Raw genomic sequence first — 20,566 nt, forward strand, 5'->3', positions numbered from 1 at the left:
GGGTAGTTTATTGTTTCGTTCGCAAGCGAACTCAACTGACTAAAGTCATCAAATTACAAAATTATCGGAGCATATGCCCCGATAATTTTACTTAGTATCTATTAATAAATCTTTTGGATTTTTCCTTAGTATATTTGTTGATGAAATAATTAAAGAAATCAACAACACAACCGTCATAAATATTACTACGTATACCAAAGCTTTTGAAGAAATATTGATGTCTAAGCTTGTAAGAGTTTTGTTGAATCCATCTACTTCTGCCCCACTTCCAAGACCAGTTGAAGCTGATTGCTTAGCGATTTTTTCTGCAATATTTCCTGTAACTTTTTGTAGTATATTATTACCAATTTTATCTCCAGCAAATCTTGCCAAGAAAAATGATCCAATGTATGCAGGAATTGCTACTAACAATAATTCTGTGACAAATTGTCCGAATATCTTTGCCTTGGACATTCCTATAGATAATAATACTGCAATTTCTTTTTTTCTAGCGTTCATCCATAAGAATAATAATAAAGCGACAACCAATCCTGCAAATGCCATTGAACCTATAAACAATTTGTCAGCAATTGCGTATATGCCATTGATAGATTCTTGTAAAGCTGGATAATTAGACGAACTTTTTATTAAATTATATTCTTGCCAATTAATATCTAATTTTAATAGATTTTTCATGACATCTTCTAGCTTTTTGTTTCCTTTTACAAAAAATGTCGCATCTTGATAAACTGCTGTATCTTCTGTGTTACCATATACTTTTGCTGCTGTGTGTAAGTCTGTAATTAAAGTATTTTCGTATAATTCTTGTGCAGCACTCACTCCACCGTTATTGTGTCCATCAAACAAACCTTTAATTGTAACTTCTACTGTTTCATTGGCTTGTTTTTCATTATCTGCATCAAATAAATTGGACTTTAATTTTAATTTGTCACCTATTTTCAAATTGTTTTTGGCTGCCAAATCTTTGTGCATAAGAATTTTATTCTTATCATCATTTTTCAAATGTTGACCTTCTACCAATTTGTATGCTCCAGATACAAATTTTGTTTCCTTGGATGATTCATTAACTCCAGTCAACATTACAGTGCCTTTAAAATTTTTAGCACGTTCTGGGGATTGGTTTGCCAAAGTTTCTTGTGTTTCAATTATATCTAATCCATCCAGATCAGCCACGCTATTTATTCTTTTTACATAGCTTTCAATATCAGGTGAATCTGTGATTTTTTTGATGTCTTGTCCTTTGACATTTCCACCGCCTCTTGGTGTTCCTGGATTTACTTGTCTGTTAATTTCCATTGAAAAACTGTTGGTAATATTTCCAAATGTTTTTTCTGAAGCTTTATCAGTGGCATCTTTGATGGATAAACTAATCAAACTTAAAGCTGACATCAGCATTATTACGATTAATATAATTATCGATTTGAGACTTTTTCTAGTTACATAAGCAAATGCGTTTTTTATCATAATTTCCTCCCTAAATATTGTCAACTACTTCTTGTAGTTTTCTATCTTTTAATTCAAGAACAATATCTGCCGCTTTTGCTACTTCTTTACTATGAGTAACAACTACTACGCATTTGTTTCTTTCCATTGCAAGTTTCTTCAATATATCTATAATTTCACCAGCAGTCACATCATCCAAGTTTCCAGTAGGCTCATCTGCCAATATGATTGGAGCTTCTGAAACTAAAGCTCTCGCAATCGCAACTCTTTGTTGTTGTCCACCAGAAAGTTTCATAACATTTCTTCTTGTTTGACTTTTATCCAATCCTAATTCCAATAAAATATCTTCTGATGCATTTTTATTTACTAATCTTATGTTTTCAAGAGGAGTCAGATAATCTATTAAGTTATAGTTTTGAAAAACTAACGATATATTGTTTTTTCTATGATAACTGTGTCCTTTTTCTTCGATGTTGTTGTTTTTGAATAAGATTTGACCTGTATCTGGTGAATCTAATCCAGCCAATAAAGATAAAAGTGTTGATTTACCAGTACCTGATTTACCAATTATTGCGTAGAATTTTCCTTGTTCAAATCCTATGTTAACTAATGACAAAACTTCTTCGTTTGAACTTGAGTAACTATATGATACGTTTTTGATTTCTAAAATATTCATTTTATATCTCCTAACTTATTTGTGATAATATTTGTTTTGGTTTTTTGATTAATATCATTGTGGATGCGATAATCACAGAAACTGTGATTATTAATAAAAGCAATCCGTAGCTTTTGATAAATACTTCTAATTTATCGGATATTTTAGTAATTAATAGGCTACCTGTAAATGATGCATTTTCCGATTCTGTAATTCCTGATGCAATTAGTTTGATAATAAAATCCCCACTAATGAATGATAAAACTGCCGCAGGAACGGATACAAATACTAACTCCATTAAAAACTGTCCGATAATTTCCAGTTTGCTTACTCCTATTGATAAAAGTATCCCTATTTCATAAATTCTTTCCCTTAGCCACAATATTAAAATCAATGATAAAACTATAAGTCCTGCCAACATAATTGAATATGTCATCAATTGAATAATATGTTTTACTCCATCTAGTGAATCAATCGCATCTTTAAATGCATTATCGTCTTTTTCAATTATATACTGAGATAAGTTGTTGGTTTGATTTTTAATTTGATTTATTACATTGTTCATTGAATCTGAATTTTGAGTATATACGGAAATTTTGTTGACAATTTTATCTTGATTTTTTAAATTCAATGAATTTCGAGCTGAATTATAATTTACAAACATAGAATTTTCACTAAAATCAGATGATAACCCTGTATATTTTTCTTGTTTTTTACCCGAAAATATTCCAACTATTTCATACTGTGTTTCTTTATTATTATCACCATTTCCATTCATATTCATGAATTTAAGACCAATCTTATCGTTAAGTTTGAGTTTGTTTTTCTTAGCAAATTCTTCATGGACAAGAATTTTATTCATATCATCTAGATTAAGATTTCTACCTTTTTTGATACTTAATACGTTACTTGTGAACAAATTATTACGCTTTTGATTTGTCATAGCATCTATTGAAACCAAGTTCTTCATATTATCAGACAAATCTTCTCTCATAACTTTTTGTTGACTCTCTACGACATTACTATTAGTAAGATTAGCAAATCCCTCATAGTGATATGAAATTTCTTTAATTCCTTTGATGTTTTGAATTTTTTCGAAGTCTTTTATTTTAAAATAACCATTTTTATCCTTTTTGGTTATTGAAATAGATGAATTTGAATTATCATATAGTGATTTCTCAAAACTTTTCTGCGATTTGGATATACTTAAACAGGCATACAAGCAAGATAGAACAAGTGTTAGTATAATCAACATTATCATCGTTCTATTTCTTTTTCTGGTTATATAAGCTATTGCATTTTTTATCATATATTTCTCCCTTGTTTTCATTATATTTATATATTACAAAAGTTTTATGAAACGTATATGAAATTGATAGCAATAAAAAAAGACGACAGAATATACTTCTATCGTCTAAAAATTTTATTTAATTAATAAATTTTTGATCCTGCTGGAATATTTTCATCTAACATTATAAGATTCAACACTTCTTCTCCATCATATTCGCAGATTGCAGATAAAAGCATTCCACAAGATTCTTCACCCATCATTTTTCTTGGTGGTAAGTTTGTGATTGCAAGTAATGTCTTACCTACTAAGTCTTCTGCGCTGTAGTAGTTTTTAATTCCTGATAATATGATTCTGTCTTTTCCAGATCCATCATTCAATGTGAATTTTAATAATTTCTTGGATTTTGGAACTTCTTCACAAGATTTTACTTTTACTACTCTGAAATCAGATTCTGAGAATTTTTCAAAATCTACAAAATCTTCAAATAATGGTTCAACTTTCACTTTTGATAAGTCCAATTTCTTAGCTTTTGTATTATCTTCGCCATCTTTTGAATTGCTAGAAGAATTATTTCCAACTGGCTTCATTGTTGGGAACAACATTATATCTCTGATTGATTCATTGTTAGTTAACATCATTATAAGTCTATCAACACCAATTCCCAAACCGCCTGTTGGTGGAAGTCCTACTTCTAATGCATTCAAGAAATCGTAATCCATCATTTGCGCTTCGTCGTCGCCATTCTCTCTCGCTTCAACTTGCTTTAAGAATCTTTCTTTTTGGTCGATTGGGTTGTTCAATTCACTAAACGCATTTGCGATTTCTTTTGTACATACAAACGCTTCAAATCTGTGAGTATATCTTTCATCATCAGGATTTCTTTTAGCTAATGGACTTACTTCAACCGGATGACCCAATACGAATGTTGGTTGAACTAATTTTTCTTCACAGAAATGTTCAAAACATTCATTGATTACTTCACCACGTGACATATTGTCCCTAATTTCTACATTGTTTGCTTTGGCAACTTCACGAGCTTGTTCATCTGTTTCGATTTCGTCAAAATTAATGTCAGCATATTCTTTAATTGCATCAACCATTGTGATTCTTCTCCATGGTGGTGTAAAGTCAATTTCTGTTTCACCAAATTGAGCTTTAGTAGAACCATTTACTTTTTCACAAACAAATGCAACTAATTGTTCTGTGATATTCATCATATCATTGTAGTCAGCGTATGCTTGGTATAATTCTATTGCCGTGTATTCTGGGTTATGTGTATGGTCCATTCCTTCATTTCGGAACATTCTACCCATTTCATAAACTTTGTCAAATCCACCGACAATTAATCTTTTTAGATACAATTCATTAGCGATACGCAAATACATATCGATATCCAAAGTATTGTGATGAGTAATGAATGGTCTAGCATTTGCTCCACCAGCTATTGTATTCAAAATTGGAGTATCAACTTCAAGGAATCCTCTTGTATCCAAAAATTCTCTGATTGCTGAAATAATTTTAGATCTTTTTATGAATGTATCTTTGATTTCAGGATTCATAATTAAATCTACATATCTTTGTCTATATCTCAAATCAGGATCTTTTAATCCGTGCCATTTTTCAGGTAATATTTGTAATGATTTAGATAATAAAACTACTGATTTTGTTCTAATAGATATTTCCCCACTTTGAGTCTTGAAAATAGTTCCTTCAACACCAACAATGTCCCCAATATCCATATTTTTAACTTTTGCGTAGTTTTCTTCGCCTAATTCATTTACTTTATTAAATAATTGTATTCTGCCAATAGAATCTTGTAAGTCCATGAAATTAACTTTTCCATGGCCTCTTTTGCTCATTATTCTACCAGCTATTTTAACTTCTTTTTCATCAAATTCATCAAAATTATCCAAGATTTCTTTGGTATTATTAGCATTGTCAAATTTTTCATGAACGTATGGATTTTCATTTGCGTCTAATAATTCTTGTAACTTTTGTCTACGAATTTGAAGCATTTCGTTTAAGTTTTCCATTATTATCCTTTCTTTACAGTTAATACCTTTAATTCTACGATTCCACCTGGTGTTTCAACTGTAGTAGTGTCACCAACTTTTAAATTTAACAGAGCTTTTCCTGTTGGTGATTCATTTGAAATTCTACCTTCAAAAGGATCAGCTTCTGCTGTTCCCACTATTTTATAAGTCATTTCTTTGTTTGACTTTAAGTTTTTGTAAGTTACTGTTGATCCAACTGTCACAACATCTTTTTGATTTTCGTCATCTTGAATTACTTTTGCATATAGTAGCAAGTTTTCAAGATAGTTGATTCTTTCTTCTACTTGCGCTTGTTCATTCTTAGCTTCATCATATTCTGCATTTTCAGAAAGGTCGCCAAATCCTCTGGCAACTTTGATTTTCTCAGCTATTTCTGTTCTACGAGTAGTCTTTAAAAACTCAAGTTCTTCTTTGTGTTGATCTAAGCCTTCTTGAGTTAATAAAAATTCTTTATCTGCCATAATCTATTCTCCTTATTTTAACCATATATTTTAAAATTATATAACAAAAGGCATAATTGTCAAGTTTTTAGTATATGATTAAACTATTCATTTTTAAATTCATCTAGTATTTTATATATTTGATCAATATCTGTTAATTGATTGATTTCATTTTTAACTCTATTAGAATTTTTAAAGCCTTTTAGATACCATTGAATGTGTTTTCTCATTTCTAAAATAGCACGTCTTTCTTCATAAAATTCTAATTTTAATTGCATGTGTTTTTTTATTGTATCTATTACTTCTTCTTTTGTTTTAGTCTCATCATCACTGAAAATAAATGGGTTTTGCATTGCTCCTCTTGCCAACAAAACTCCATCGCAATTTGAGTATTCCATGTTTCGTTTTATGTCTGCTTTTGTAAAACAATCTCCATTTCCAAGAACAGGAATATTCACAGCTTCAACTAATCGTTTAATATGATACCAATCAGCTTCTCCTGAATAAAACATTTTTCTGGTTCTTGCGTGAAGTGTAACGTAATCCACTTTCAATCTCTCACAAATTTGTGCAAGTTGAAGATAATTCATTGAATTTTCATCAATACCTAGTCTAAATTTTACAGATACTGGTAAATCAGTATTGTTCTTACAAGCTCTGATAACATCTTCCGCAAGGTTTAAATCCCCCATCAATGCTGAGCCATCTCCATTTTTGAATATTTTAGGAGCTGGACATCCCATATTGATATCGATAGATTTAAAATTATAATTTTCAGTCAGAAATCTAGTTGCATAAGCCATGATTTCTGGTTCATGCCCAAATATTTGTACAGATGTGCTATTTTCTCTTGGATCTGTGTCTAAAAGTTTCTTTGTTTTTTTGTCATCATAGTAAAGTGCTTTGGCGCTTATCATTTCTGTAAAGCACAAACCAGCTCCCAATTCTCCACAAATTATTCGAAAAGGAATGTCTGTTACTCCAGCTAACGGCGCCAAAAACAAATTACTATTCAAGTTTAATTTTTCTTTAATCATTTCTATTTAAATCGTTAATAATTTTTAAGCCATCCAAAGTTATGAGTTTGTCAATAATTGTGATGTACTTGGATCGTTTTGCGATCAAATACGAAAAACCGCCTGTTGCAATTATTGTAACTTCATCTTTTGTTTTATGTCTTTCTTCTAGGATTTTTTCGATAATATAATCTATTAATCCTATAAATCCGAACACAACCCCTGATTGCATACTACTTACAGTGCTGTCTCCAATAACTTTATCCGGCATTTCTATTTCAATCTTAGGTAGCTTAGCTGTCCTCATAAAAAGTGCTTCAGACGATATTGCTATCCCTGGGGCAATCGCTCCTCCCAAGTATTCTTTATTTTCTGAAATATAATCAAAAGTAATCGCCGTTCCAATATCAACTATTATTATTGGTGTTGAATATTTTTGACAGGCGCTTACTGCGTTAATTATTCTGTCAACTCCAACTTCTTTAGGACTGGCATATTTATTAATTATTCCTGTTCTTATTTTTTCATCTACTATTAAAGGTTCAATTCCCAAACATTTTTTGACTGCTTTTGGAATAGTAGGCATCAAGTTCGGTACTACAGAGCCTATTATAGCTTCTTTTACTTCTGATTTTTTTATATTTGAATAATCCAAAGCTTGTCTGAGTGTTAGTGCGTACTCATCACTGGTTTTACGCAAATCTGTGGATATTCTCCATTCAAAAATCAATTCATCTTCCTTGAAAAAACCAAATACAATATTTGTATTTCCAATATCAATTACAAGTAAAATATCTTCCACCTTCTTTATTTGTTTTCAATAGATGCTTTGATAAATCCATTGAATAAAGGATGAATTTTGTTAGGTCTTGATTTGAATTCTGGATGGAATTGGCAACCTAAGAAGAATTTATTTTGTGGTATTTCAAGCATTTCTACCAAGTTATATTGGTCATTAATTCCTGAGAATACGACATTGTTTTGTTCAAATTGTTCTCTGTAGTCGTTGTTGAATTCGTATCTGTGTCTGTGTCTTTCTTGTATGAATTCTTCACAGTACAATTCTTTTGCCAAAGATTTATCTTTCAAGTGACACTCATAGTTACCAAGTCTTAATGTTCCACCTATATCTTCAATATCTCTTTGTTCTTTCATTAAACTTATTACCGGATTTTTGCAATCAGCAACAACTTCTGCCGTATTAGCATCAGCTAAACCAAGTATATTTCTAGCGATATCTATTGCTGCGATTTGCATTCCTAAACAAATTCCGAAATATGGCATATTGTTTTCACGACAGTATTTTGAAGTTTCAACCATTCCTTCCATGCCTCTGCCACCAAATCCTCCTGGAACGATAATACCGTTCAATCCTTCAAATGATTCTTTGATATTGTCTTTGTTTAATTCTTCGGAATTAATCCAACGAATGTTTACTTTGTGATTGTTTGCATATCCAGCATCTATCAATGCTTGTTCTACAGAAAGATAAGCATCGTGAAGTTCTGTGTATTTTCCAACTAAACCTATGTTTACAGTTTCAGTTGCTTTTCTGTAGTTTTCAATCATTTTTCTCCATTTTCCATCTTCTTCGCCTTTGGATTTTAGTTTCATTTTTCTCATTATATATTTATCCAAATTTTGTTCTTGGAATTTCAATGGAACTTCATAAATAAAATCAACATTGAATGATTGAATGATGGCTTCAACTGGGACATCGCAGAACAACGAGATTTTTTCTTTTAATTCATCTGTAACTATTCCTTCACTTCTTAGTATAATTACATTTGTTTTAATTCCTAAACTCATCAATTCTTTGTAAGAATGTTGTGTTGGTTTAGTTTTTAATTCATTACTTCCAGGAATTGTAGGAACTAATGTTGTGTGAATAAACAATACATCCTCTTTTTCATTTTCTGCGTGGATTTGTCTGATTGCTTCCAAAAATGGCAATGATTCAATATCCCCAACAGTTCCACCAATTTCTGTAATTACGATATCTGCTTGAGATTCTTCAGATGCTTTATAAACCGCTTTTTTTATTTCATCAGTAATATGTGGAATAACTTGAACAGTTTTACCATTATAATCTCCACGTCTTTCTTTTTTGATAACATCATTATAGACTTTTCCTGTAGTGATGTTAGATCTTTGAGTTAATTCTTCATTAATAAATCTTTCATAATGGCCTAAATCAAGGTCAGTTTCTGCACCATCTTTTGTAACAAAAACTTCTCCATGTTGATAAGGGCTCATAGTACCTGGGTCAATATTTAAATACGGATCAAATTTTTGCATAAATACAGAAATACCTCTGTCTTTTAGCATTCTACCAATACTTGCTCCACTAATTCCCTTACCAATACCAGAGACAACTCCTCCAGTAATAAAAATAAATTTACTCATTACTCCTCCTATATTTATATTAATGATGAATATATATCTTGAATATCACACAAACTATAATTTTCTTTGTAGATATATTTTTCAAGGCTATCGTGTATTTCTCTGATTTCTTCGATTAATGGACTAATTTCATATTGAAAATACTTAGCTTTTTCATATTTTGATTCAAAATCAGATTTGTGTAGCATCTCTTCTAAATTATTTCTCTTATTGATGATTTCATTTAAACCATTTTTTAATTTTTCTTGAGTGGAAATTAAACTGTCTATACTGCATTTTTCAATTAAACTTGTGTTTTGAAGAAGTTGTTTTGAGAATGCATTAATGACAAATTTATCTAACATGTAAATCAAAGTTTTCGCTTCAATTTCATGAGTAGTTATTACATCTTCTAATCCTACATCGTAGATTGCGTGTAATTCTTCCTCACTTAGTATACCACAAAAATCCCTTATAGATTCTTCTGAAATTAATGAATACAATGAATCAAAATAATGAACTAAATCCAACAAACCTCTTTTCTTTGCTTCTTCTCTCCATAGTTCTGTATAATTATCTTGTCTGTATAGTATATGTTTGTGGTTTTTCAAAATATTTACTACTTCTGATTTGATAAATTTTTCGATATTTTCATTTTGAGATTTGAACTTTTCGTAAACTCTTTTGATTGCATTAGCATACATTGTGTTTAAAACTATATTTACATCACTTGCACTGTTCGATGAACCCAACATTCTAAACTCAAATTTGTTTCCGCTAAATGCAAATGGACTTGTTCTATTTCTGTCTGTCATATTTGGTGGTATATAGTCAAATCTATTTATTGAAAACTCTGGATAATTTATGACGATTTCTTCTTCATTCATAAGTGAATTGAATGTTTCTTCAATATCTTGTCCCAAGTCCATGGAAATAATTGATGGTGGAGCTTCATCTCCTCCTAATCTATAATCATTAGATGTTGTTGAGGATGCTGATCTTAATAATGCTTGAGATTTGTCCACTGCTTCAATTAAACATGCTATAAATATCAAAAATACCAAATCATTTTCCATGTCTGCTTTTGGTGAGAATACATTTCTACCATGATTTGTAACTAATGAATAATTGTTATGCTTACCAGAACCATTTACGCCTTTGAATGGTTTTTCATGCAATAAACATACCAAATGATGCTTTCTAGCTGTAGTTTTAAGTATTTCCATTACCAAGTGGTTATCATCTACAGAAATATTTGCGTTTTCAAAAAGAATTGCTACTTCGAATTGATTAGGAGCAACTTCATTGTGTTCTGTTTTAGCATATATCCCTAATCTGAATAATTTCTCGTCTATATCTCTATAAAATGCTTCTACTCTTTGAGGAATTGAACCAAAATAATGATCAGTAAGCTCTTGTGATTTAGGCGCTTGTGCCCCTAACAATGTTCTTCCTGTATTTATTAAATCTATTCTTTCTTTGTACACATTTTCATCTATAAGAAAGAATTCTTGCTCCAAACCTATTTTGACTTTCATTCTGTAACAATGTTCATCAGAAATTTCATTGTATAGTTTTGTCGCATAGTCAGATAAATAATCCAAACTTTTTAAAAGGGGAAGTTTTTTATCTAATGTTGTCCCATCATAAGATACAAATACCGATGGTATATACATAATATTGTCTACTATGAAAGTATTAGAAGTACAATCCCAATAAGTATATCCTCTAGCTTCAAATGTAGATCTGATTGATCCTGTTGGAAAAGATGAAGCATCAGGCTCTCCTTTTATTAATTCACTAGCTGAAAATCTATTTATAGGAGTATTATCGTCTCCTCTATCCAAAAATGAATCGTGTTTTTTTGCTGTCAAACCGTTTAATGGTTGGAACCAATGACAAAAATGAGTAGCTCCTCTTTCTATTGCCCATTTTTTCATCGCATGCGCAATAATTTCTGCTGTTTCAATATCTAGTAAATCTTCTTTTCTAACTGCGTTTTTCCATTTTTGATAAACCGGAAACGGCAGAGAGTCTTTCATTTGTTTTTTGTCAAAAGTGTCAATCCCAAAAATTTTATTAGTATCCATAAATACCTCCATGTATTAAAATAAAAAAAATTGGCAATCAAAGAAAGCCAATTTATGAAAAACAAAAATAGTGTTTTTTTTATTATATTTAATCACAGTTTTGTTGTCAAGTATTTTATTGTTTTTTCTTATTCTTTTTTATGATTACTTGCATTTCAGAAGCATCACTTGGATTGATAGGAATAAGTTTGTTAGTAGCTTTGGAATTTTTCAAAGTTAATTCCAAAAATCTCTTATCTTTGGAGTATTTCCATTGTTTGATGTCTTCATATTCAGCCAAAAATCCATTGAAATAAATTCCTTTATCTGTAAATGAGATTTTTTCGAATGTTAAATAAATGAATATTACTCCAAGTAATATATAAATTAATGGGAACCATGTTTTTTGTTGGTAAAGATACAATAATCCCAATATTACAATTGAATATGATGCAACCATCATTAAAACTCTTTTTCTTTGGTTAAAGTTTTTGATGACTCTACCAATATTTTTTTTGACTTTGTATACATTGTACATTTGCTTCAATCCAAAAAGCAAAATCAATATATACATCACATTAATAATATTTTGTGCGCTCATTATTTCTCCTGATTTTCTATATTGTTTTCTATTTCTTCGTCTTTTTTTCTTACATCGACTAATTCTTTTGGTTCATTTTCGTGAATTTTAGTCTTAGTGTATTTGTCAAATATAGCTTCGAATTCTTCTTGTCCAATAGTTTCTTTTTCTAAAAGTCTGTTTGCCAATGCATGTAACAAATCGATGTTTTCATTCAAAATATTTAAAGCTTTGTTGTACGCTTCATCGATTAGTTCTCTCATTTCAGAATCAATTTCATAAGCTATCTTGTCAGAATACTGCTTGTTCTTACCAAGCTCTTCACCTAAAAATACTTCAGAGTCATCTCCACCGTACATCATAGGTCCCAATCTCTTACTCATACCGTATTTTGTTACCATTGCATGTGCGATTTTTGTTGCTCTTTCAATATCGTTACTTGCTCCAGTGGAAATATCGTCAAGCACAACTTCTTCTGCTGCACGTCCACCTAAAAGCGAAATCAATTTGTGTTGCATTTGTCTTTTAGTCATAAATTTCGCATCTTCTTGTGGAAGATATGCCGTAAATCCTCCGGCTCTTCCTCTAGGAATAATTGTAATCATGTGAACTTTGTCATTATCTTCCAAGAATCCGGATACAATCGCATGACCAGATTCGTGATAAGCTGTAAGCACACGTTCTTTTTCTATTACAACTTGTGATTTCTTTTCTGGACCAGCAACAACTTTTATAGATGCTTCTTTGAACACTTCATTTGAAATTTCTGCTTCATTATTTCTTGCTGCAAGAAGTGCTGCTTCATTGCACAAATTTTCTAAATCAGCTGGAGAAAAACCAGTAGTTGTTTTTGCAATATTCTCCAAATCCACATCTGATTTAAGTTTTTTATTTTTTGTGTGAACTTTTAATATTTCTAATCTCTCTCTCACGTCTGGAAGTCCCACATAAATAGTTCTATCAAATCTTCCAGGTCTCAACAATGCTTTATCCAAAATATCAGGTCTATTAGTAGCACTCATTACAATTACGCCTTCATTTTTTCCAAAACCATCCATTTCAACAAGTAATTGATTCAACGTTTGTTCTCTTTCGTCATGGCCTCCGCCAAGTCCTGCTCCTCTTTTTCTACCTACTGCGTCTATTTCATCGATGAAAATGATACAAGGAGCATTTTTCTTAGCTTGTTCAAACAAATCACGAACTCTCGATGCACCGACACCAACAAACATTTCGACAAAATCAGAACCAGAAATGCTGAAAAATGGAACCTTTGCTTCACCTGCGACTGCTCTCGATAAATATGTTTTACCAGTTCCTGGAGGCCCCACTAACAAAACTCCTTTAGGAATTCTTGCACCAATGTCTATATACTTAGAAGGATTTTTCAGAAAATCTACAATTTCCATCAATTCTTCTTTTTCTTCTTTTAATCCCGCTACATCAGCAAACACAACCTTTTCTTTTGAATCTTGGTTGAGTTTTGCTTTTGATTTTCCAAAATTCATAGCCTTAGAATTTCCAGAGTTTTGCGTTTGATTCATAAACATAAACCAAATTATTCCAAGCCCAACTATAATTAATATAGTTGGCATTATATCAACATACCATGGTTTGCCAGGATCTTTTTCGGTCTTCAATACGATCTTATTGTTTTCAACAGATTCCTTCAGATAATTATTGTAAAAAACTTCCCACATTTCTGGGGGCATATACATTCTAAAAGGAGTACCCTTGCTATCTTTTAGAACGCCTTTTATATCATTTCCTCTTGCAGCAATTTCTTTAACATTATCTTTCTTGACATTTACAATCATTTCGTTGACAGTAAAATATTTTGTGCTCAATGTATTGTTTTGAGTCATAGTCACGAAAAAAGCTATTAAAATAATTGGAACAAGATAAATCGCTAAACTTTTAGTTACTTTTTTCATTAAATCTCCTTTTCATAAAAAGATTTCTTCAATATGCAAATATCTTCAATATTTCTAAATTGTTGTGCAAAATCCAATCCATAACCAACTATAAACTCGTTTGGTACTGTAAAACCTTTGAATTGAACATCAACTTCGTTAGTTCTTCTTTCAGGTTTATCCAAAAGACTCGCTATCTTAACTGATTTTGCTTTTCTATCCATTAAGTTTCGAACCAAGTAACTTAATGTGCGACCACTGTCCACAATATCTTCAACTATAAGGATATTTTTGCCGGCGATGTCTTCTTCCAAATCTTTGATGATTCTTACAGTTCCACTCGATTCTGAAGAATGTCCATAACTTGATACTGCCATGAAATCTATTCCAACTTCTAAGTCGATATTTAATGTTAAATTACTCATAAACATCGCTGCGCCTCTTAGAATACCAACTACGATAAGTTCTCCCTTACCTCTGTATTCTTCAGTGATTTCTTTTCCTAATTCTTCAATTCTTTTGTCGATTTCTGATTTTGGTATTAGCACCTTTTCGACTGCATCACATAAATTACTTTTCATAAGTCACCTCTATAACTAAAACTTCTTTGCTGTTAGAATTTTTCATGTACAAATTTGATCTTTTCAACGACAAAATGGCATATATATTTTCTTCATCGCTCAAAACGGGATAATTATCGCGTTCAATTTGTAAAACTTTATTATCAATAAATACATCTTTAATTTTCTTGGTAAATCCCTTTAATTTAATTCTATCTCCATTTTCTCTTCTTCGTAAAACAAGATTATGTGATAGAATTTTAGAATCAAAAACCATTTTATTTCTTGAAGGTTTAATATTAGTATTTTTTGTTAGATAACTACTAATTTTAAAATCCCCAAAAATGATTGTCCCAAGTTCAAATTTTACACTTTGACTTTTTTTGTTGTCTACATTTTCCCTAATTATTACTTTATCATAACTTTTGAAAAAACTGTAGTCTTTAAATATATATTCCCTGCCGTTTTTTAAATCAAATAATTCTATAATATTATCTATATAAGCCATTCTAATGTTTTGGTTAGACCCATTTAATTCAATTAAAAGTTTTCTAATTATATTTCTTTGAATAGAGGTCTTTTCGATTTCAAATAATTTTACATCTATAGAATATTCACCATTTCTTTGACTAACTAATTTTTCGAATTTAAGATTAGTAATATCGTCAATTATTTCTTTTGAATCTTGTAAAATATTTATAGTTCTATATATCGATTCATTTATAGAATTATTGAAATTTTCTTGAATATATGGCAACATTTCAAGTCGAATTTTATTTCTTTTGACATCGGCTATGAAATTTGTCTCGTCAGTTACATACTCAATATTATTGCTATCTAAATAATTTAGGATTTCATTTTTTGATACATCTAAAAGTGGTCTTATTACATTTTTGTTTCGATATTGTATTCCACACAATCCATCAATTCCACTTCCCCTAAACAAATGTAAGAAAAAAGTCTCCACTTGATCGTCCAAGTGGTGTGCTACAGCAATCTTATTGAAATTCTCTGTTTCTAAAATTTTGTTGAAACAACTATATCTTAAAATCCTACCGCTATCTTCCAAGCTAATAGAATTGTCGATGGAAAATTGTTTCATATCTACTTTTTTTGAAAAAAATTGAACATTTTTTTCTTCAGATATTTCCCTTGAAAAATTTTCATCTCGATCGGCAGTAACTCTGTAAGAATGATTAATGTGGCATGTTTTTATCTCAAAATCTAAATCATCTTTTAGTTGGTATAAAACATTGAATAATAATACTGAGTCTGCCCCACCTGATAATCCTATCAAAATTTTGTCGTTTTTTTGTATTAAGTTTTCTCTTATGATAGTATTTTTTATTTTGTGTATCAAATCCATAATAATAAAAAAGCCGCATAAATCTGCGGCGTTACTCCTAATTATACTTTCTTTTCTTCGAAAACTTTTTATTCTCTCTTTGTCTAATGGAATCTAATCTCTCGTTACTTTCTTTCATAAACTTAGAAAGTAAATCATCAAAAGTTGATTCTTTGTTAGATTCTTTATCTACATTACTATCATCAGAATAAGTTTTCTTATTAAATTCTTTTTTATGTTCTTTTTTTGGAAGACATCCCTTTATTGAAAAGCTAACCTTTTTATCTTCAATGCTCATTACTTTGCATTTAACTACATCATTAACCTTTAACACATCTTCAACTTTTTCTATGTAGTCATTAGAAATTTGTGAGATATGAACTAATCCTTTAGTCCCATCTTCGCATTCTACAAATGCCCCAAACTTAGTAATTCCTGTTACTTTACCTTCAACAATATCGCCCACTGATATAGACATACGCAATATCTTCCTCCTAATATAATACTATATACAAGTATATACTACTAAAAAAACGCTGTCAATAATTATTTATCACACTTTTTGTCAAAAGTAGGAGATGGTGTGAAGTTTGCATCTTTTTTTGGTTTTTCCTTTTCATCCTTTATCAAAACTTCGTTAGGTTTTACCATACCTAATTTTTCTCTGGCATATTTTTCAATCAACTCAGGATTGTCTAAATGCTTGGAATCTTCAGATAATTTAAGTATTTCCTTTTCAAGTTCAGCTTGTTTTGTTTGTTGTTCTAATTTAACATTATTGATGTTTTTAATCTGTAGTTGTTGCTTGAAAATAGTAAATAATAACGTAATACAAGCAAAAATAGTTGCAACTGAAACTATTATCCTAAATTTATTAACGTTTTTTCTTCTTTCTTTTATCTGCTTATCCCTGGCATTCATTTTAATCTCCTAAAGTTTCAAACATTTTATCCGCATCGTCTTTCTTTGGATTATCAATTAATTCTGTAACCTTTGCCTTTAAAACTGATTGAGCAAAACTTATTTCAATTATATCTCCGACTTTTACGTTGTCTCCAGGTTTAGCGATTTTGTCGTTGATTTTCACTCTTTGCGATTCACAAGCAGTTTTTGCTACAGTTCTTCTCTTAATAATCCTTGAATTTTTTAAAAATTTATCTAATCTCATCTATTTCCTTATTTTCTATTTCTTCTAATATTAATTTGTAATCTAAATCCGATTCAACTTTCTTATATACTATATTATCATATTTTTTGATAATTGCAGACTTCATTTTATCATTTCGATATAAGCAATAAATGTCGCAATCATCCAAGTCATCATTGAAAGTTTCCTTGTCGATAAAAAACATGGCTTTTACAAATTCTTTCGATTTTCTCCTAATTTTATATACTCCATTTTTTCCTTTTTCAAATTTTTCAAGTATAAGTTTAATATCTTGTAAATTATCGACAATAAAATCAGCTTTATTTTGTTTAAAATTAAATCTATCTTCTCGTCTAGCAATTACTGTCAAACCTGCATTTTTCGCTGATTCAATCCCATAATCAGAATCTTCAATCGCAAAAGCATCTTGTGGACGCACTCCTAAAATTTCACATGTGTTCGTGTAAATTTCTGGATTTGGCTTTGATTCTACAAAATCCTCTCCACTAATAACAGCATCAAATTCATCTTCGATTTTTAATTCCTCCAAGACTAGTTTAATAGTATTTTTTGGTGATGAAGATGCCAATGCTAGTTTGAAGTTTTTCCTTTTAAGTTCTTTTAGTAACGGATAAAAACCATCCATTACCAAAGAACTATAATCTATTTTATCAGCATCGATATAGTTTTTCATCATATTATATACTTCTTCAGGTTTTCTGTGAAGTTTTGATTCCAAAAACTCATCGGTCTTTTGTTGACTTAAACCAGCAAGAGAAAATAAATCTTCTTCAGATATTTCGACGTCAAAATCTTCAAGCACTTTCTTGAAAAAATCAATATACACTACTTCACTGTCTATTATTACGCCGTCCATATCAAATATTACTGCCTTCATTTTCTACCTCTAAGTTTATTGTACCATATTACGTTTATAAAATCTTCGCTGCTCCACGATATACCAATCCGGCTATAGGATCGATAGTCAATATTTCTTCATCTTTTACTATACTTACAGCATCTTTGCAACCTACAATTGTTGGAATACCCAAGTGTAATCCGACGATTGCAGCTGGAGAAGTAAGTCCTCCTTCTTCAACAATAATTGCAGACGCTTTTTGAACATATGGAATAAATTCTCTTTCCAAGCTGTACAAAACAATTGCATTTCCATCTTCAAATTTTGAAGCTAAATCTTCAACGCCTTTTGCTATTCTTGCCTTTGCTGTTACAGATTTCTTACCAATTCCAGTTCCTTCGATTAAAATGTCTCCTATTGTATGAACTTTTAATAAGTTTGTAGTTCCAGATACTCCAACAGGAAGACCTGCTGTAATTATTATCAAATCACCTTCACGAACTAAGTCTTTTTTTATTCCAGCAGAAATTGATCTATCAATAACTTCATCTGTGTTTTCACTCAATTCGCTTAGAACTGGATGTACCCCCCAAATCAAGGATAATTTTCTCATTACTTCTTCTGATGTTGTGGCTGCAACTATTGGAGATAATGGACGATACTTTGAAACATTTCTTGCAGTTGAACCAGAAGTTGTAGCAACTACAATTGCATTAGCCCCCAATTGTTCACTAATACTTCTTGTTGCAATACTTATCGCATTAGTAGTAGTAATATCTAGCCATTTCAATCTTTTGTTCGCAGCTTCTTTAAATTCATCAGAATTTTCTGTATTAATTGCTATGTCATTCATAACTTTTACTGCGTTTATTGGATAATTTCCCGCTGCAGTTTCTCCAGAAAGCATAACCGCATCACTTCCATCTAAAATCGCATTTGCAACATCTGTAACTTCTGCTCTAGTTGGTCTTGGATTTCTAATCATGGAATCTAGCATTTGAGTTGCAGTTATAACTGGTTTTCCAGCTAATGAAGTTTTCTTAATAATTTCTTTTTGAACAATTGGCATAATTTCTGTTTGGATTTCAACACCTAAATCCCCTCTAGCAACCATTATTCCATCTGAAGTGTTGATTATCTCATCCAAATTATCGACACCTTCTTGTGATTCGATTTTAGAAATTATTTTGATATCATTTCCATTGTTTTCTTCTAAAATTTTTCTAATATCCAATACGTCTTGTGATTTTCTAATAAAAGATGCTGCAATGTAATCTATCCCATTTTCAATTCCAAATTTAATATCAGAAATATCTTTTTCGGTTATCGCAGGTAATTTTACTTTTGAATTAGGAATGTTGACACCTTTTTTGCTTTTTAAAATGCCATAGTTATTAACTTTGCAAATTACATCAGTGTCTTTAATTTCAACTACTTCTAATTCAACTAACCCATCGTCAATTAAAACTTTTTTACCAATATCCAAATCATCTGGAAGTCCTTTATAGCTTACTGAACAGATTTTTTCATCGCCAACTACATCTCTTGTTGTCAACGTGAACTCATCATCAATAGATAGTTGAACTTGGTCTACCCCAAAATCGCCTAATCTAATTTCAGGCCCTTTTGTATCTAACATTATAGCTACTGGAAGGTCAAGTTCTTCTCTCGCTTGTTTTATATTTTTTATTCTTTGCAAATGTTCTTCGTGACTTCCGTGTGAAAAGTTCAATCTGCAGACATTCATACCATTTTGCATCAATATTTTTAAAGTCTCTACAGAATCTGACGCTGGACCTATAGTGCAGACTATTTTTGTTTTCTTTAACATTTTTTCTCCCATCTAAATAGATATCTCTTTCGATATTTCATACAAATCTTCTCTAAATTTTCTCTTAGTTTTAACCGCTTCATCTATAGGAACTGTTACGATTTTGTTATCCTTCGTAGCAATTGCTAGTCCTGTTTTTTCTTCCATTATTAATTTAACTGCTAAATTCCCCATTTGTGTTGCCATTAATCTATCAAAAGTACAGGGAGTTCCTCCACGTTGCACGTGACCCAATATAGTCACTTTTGTTTCAACTCCTGTTTTTTCTTCGATCATATCTTTAATATCATAAGCTCCGCCGACACCTTCAGCAAGCATAATTAAATGATGAAGTTTTCCTCTTTTTCTTCCTCGTTCGATTTTTTCAGTTACTTCGTCAATGTCTAATTCTACTTCTGGAACTAATATGGATTCTGCTCCTGACGCAACCCCAGAATACAAAGCAATGTCACCGCAATTTCTTCCCATAACTTCAATTATATTTGCTCGTCCATGGCTTGATGATGTATCTCTTAATTTAGATATTGCATCGCTAACTGTTTCAACAGCAGTGAAAAAACCTATCGTATAATCAGTGTATCCCATATCATTGTCAATAGTGCATGGAATTCCAATTGTCGATATTCCGATTTTACTTAATGCACTTGCACCTTTAAATGAACCATCTCCACCTAAAACTACAAGTCCATCTATTCCAAAATCTTTTAAAATTTGAGCTCCTTTTTTCTGACCTTCTTCAGTTTTAAATTCAAGGCATCTCGCCGAACCCAAAATGGTTCCACCTCTGTGAATAATATCTGCAACGGATGACACATTCATTTCGTAAATATTTCCATTCATAAGACCATCGTATCCGGATCTTATTCCCATCACTCTTATTCCATTGTAAATACAAGTTCTTGCTATTGAACGAATACATGCATTCATTCCCGGTGCATCTCCACCACTTGTAAGTATAGCTATTGTTTTCATAATTTA

At 30.9% G+C, this 20,566-nt stretch carries 19 protein-coding genes; all 19 read right to left on the minus strand.

Translation table 11 applies throughout. The annotated features are described in order from the left end of the window. Nucleotides 1-87: 87 nt before the first annotated feature. Nucleotides 88-1,464: an ABC transporter permease gene (locus ACLUJM_RS05220; protein ID WP_412412377.1), complete on the minus strand. Its 1,377-nt coding sequence runs from the start codon at nucleotides 1,462-1,464 to the stop codon at nucleotides 88-90. A gap of 10 nt (nucleotides 1,465-1,474) precedes the next feature. Then, the gene (locus ACLUJM_RS05225) at nucleotides 1,475-2,119 is read right to left on the minus strand and encodes an ABC transporter ATP-binding protein (protein WP_412412378.1); all 645 of its coding nucleotides are present in this window, start codon (nucleotides 2,117-2,119) and stop codon (nucleotides 1,475-1,477) included. Nucleotides 2,120-2,129: 10 nt separating this feature from the next. Further along, a complete protein-coding gene (locus tag ACLUJM_RS05230) occupies nucleotides 2,130-3,407 on the minus strand; it encodes an ABC transporter permease (protein ID WP_412412379.1) in 1,278 nt (425 codons plus the stop codon). A gap of 122 nt (nucleotides 3,408-3,529) precedes the next feature. Then, nucleotides 3,530-5,422, minus strand: a complete 1,893-nt coding sequence (gene lysS, locus ACLUJM_RS05235; RefSeq protein WP_412412380.1) for a lysine--tRNA ligase — start codon at nucleotides 5,420-5,422, stop codon at nucleotides 3,530-3,532. Nucleotides 5,423-5,424: 2 nt separating this feature from the next. Continuing rightward, complete coding sequence (greA, locus tag ACLUJM_RS05240) at nucleotides 5,425-5,904, minus strand: transcription elongation factor GreA (RefSeq protein ID WP_094205876.1); 480 nt, start codon at nucleotides 5,902-5,904, stop codon at nucleotides 5,425-5,427. 83 nt (nucleotides 5,905-5,987) lie between these two features. Further along, nucleotides 5,988-6,920, minus strand: a complete 933-nt coding sequence (dusB, locus tag ACLUJM_RS05245) for a tRNA dihydrouridine synthase DusB (RefSeq protein ID WP_412412381.1) — start codon at nucleotides 6,918-6,920, stop codon at nucleotides 5,988-5,990. Then, nucleotides 6,913-7,701, minus strand: coding sequence for a type III pantothenate kinase (locus tag ACLUJM_RS05250; RefSeq protein WP_094208761.1), 789 nt, complete (start codon nucleotides 7,699-7,701; stop codon nucleotides 6,913-6,915). The genes dusB and ACLUJM_RS05250 overlap by 8 nt, the downstream gene beginning before the upstream one ends. A gap of 5 nt (nucleotides 7,702-7,706) precedes the next feature. Further along, on the minus strand, nucleotides 7,707-9,305 hold the full coding sequence (locus ACLUJM_RS05255) for a CTP synthase (protein WP_412412382.1): 1,599 nt from the start codon (nucleotides 9,303-9,305) through the stop codon (nucleotides 7,707-7,709). Nucleotides 9,306-9,319: 14 nt separating this feature from the next. Further along, entirely contained in the window at nucleotides 9,320-11,374 is a 2,055-nt protein-coding gene (locus ACLUJM_RS05260) for a glutamine synthetase III (RefSeq protein ID WP_412412383.1), read from the minus strand. 115 nt (nucleotides 11,375-11,489) lie between these two features. Further along, nucleotides 11,490-11,954: a DUF5673 domain-containing protein gene (locus ACLUJM_RS05265; RefSeq protein ID WP_094207269.1), complete on the minus strand. Its 465-nt coding sequence runs from the start codon at nucleotides 11,952-11,954 to the stop codon at nucleotides 11,490-11,492. Beyond that, on the minus strand, nucleotides 11,954-13,867 hold the full coding sequence (gene ftsH, locus ACLUJM_RS05270) for an ATP-dependent zinc metalloprotease FtsH (protein WP_412412384.1): 1,914 nt from the start codon (nucleotides 13,865-13,867) through the stop codon (nucleotides 11,954-11,956). Before ftsH ends, ACLUJM_RS05265 begins: the two co-directional genes overlap by 1 nt. After that, nucleotides 13,867-14,427 carry a hypoxanthine phosphoribosyltransferase gene (gene hpt, locus ACLUJM_RS05275; protein ID WP_094208766.1) on the minus strand — a complete coding sequence of 187 codons (561 nt, stop codon included), beginning with the start codon at nucleotides 14,425-14,427 and terminating at the stop codon, nucleotides 13,867-13,869. Before hpt ends, ftsH begins: the two co-directional genes overlap by 1 nt. Further along, nucleotides 14,417-15,772 (minus strand): tRNA lysidine(34) synthetase TilS, encoded by a 1,356-nt coding sequence (gene tilS, locus ACLUJM_RS05280; RefSeq protein WP_412412385.1) that lies wholly within the window; start codon nucleotides 15,770-15,772, stop codon nucleotides 14,417-14,419. The genes hpt and tilS overlap by 11 nt, the downstream gene beginning before the upstream one ends. Nucleotides 15,773-15,809: 37 nt before the next feature. Then, nucleotides 15,810-16,229 carry a S1 RNA-binding domain-containing protein gene (locus ACLUJM_RS05285; RefSeq protein WP_412412386.1) on the minus strand — a complete coding sequence of 140 codons (420 nt, stop codon included), beginning with the start codon at nucleotides 16,227-16,229 and terminating at the stop codon, nucleotides 15,810-15,812. A 68-nt stretch (nucleotides 16,230-16,297) separates the two neighbouring features. Then, nucleotides 16,298-16,672, minus strand: coding sequence for an FtsB family cell division protein (locus tag ACLUJM_RS05290; protein ID WP_412412387.1), 375 nt, complete (start codon nucleotides 16,670-16,672; stop codon nucleotides 16,298-16,300). Between the two features lies 1 nt (nucleotide 16,673). After that, nucleotides 16,674-16,919, minus strand: coding sequence for an RNA-binding S4 domain-containing protein (locus ACLUJM_RS05295; RefSeq protein WP_094203802.1), 246 nt, complete (start codon nucleotides 16,917-16,919; stop codon nucleotides 16,674-16,676). Beyond that, complete coding sequence (locus ACLUJM_RS05300; RefSeq protein ID WP_412412388.1) at nucleotides 16,906-17,796, minus strand: HAD family hydrolase; 891 nt, start codon at nucleotides 17,794-17,796, stop codon at nucleotides 16,906-16,908. Before ACLUJM_RS05300 ends, ACLUJM_RS05295 begins: the two co-directional genes overlap by 14 nt. 34 nt (nucleotides 17,797-17,830) lie before the next feature. After that, nucleotides 17,831-19,588 (minus strand): pyruvate kinase, encoded by a 1,758-nt coding sequence (pyk, locus tag ACLUJM_RS05305; protein ID WP_304064617.1) that lies wholly within the window; start codon nucleotides 19,586-19,588, stop codon nucleotides 17,831-17,833. A 12-nt stretch (nucleotides 19,589-19,600) separates the two neighbouring features. Continuing rightward, the gene (pfkA, locus tag ACLUJM_RS05310; protein WP_412412389.1) at nucleotides 19,601-20,560 is read right to left on the minus strand and encodes a 6-phosphofructokinase; all 960 of its coding nucleotides are present in this window, start codon (nucleotides 20,558-20,560) and stop codon (nucleotides 19,601-19,603) included. Between the last annotated feature and the right edge of the window lie 6 nt (nucleotides 20,561-20,566).

The sequence above is a fragment of the Finegoldia sp. genome, from assembly GCF_046991905.1.
GTDB lineage: Bacteria > Bacillota > Clostridia > Tissierellales > Peptoniphilaceae > Finegoldia.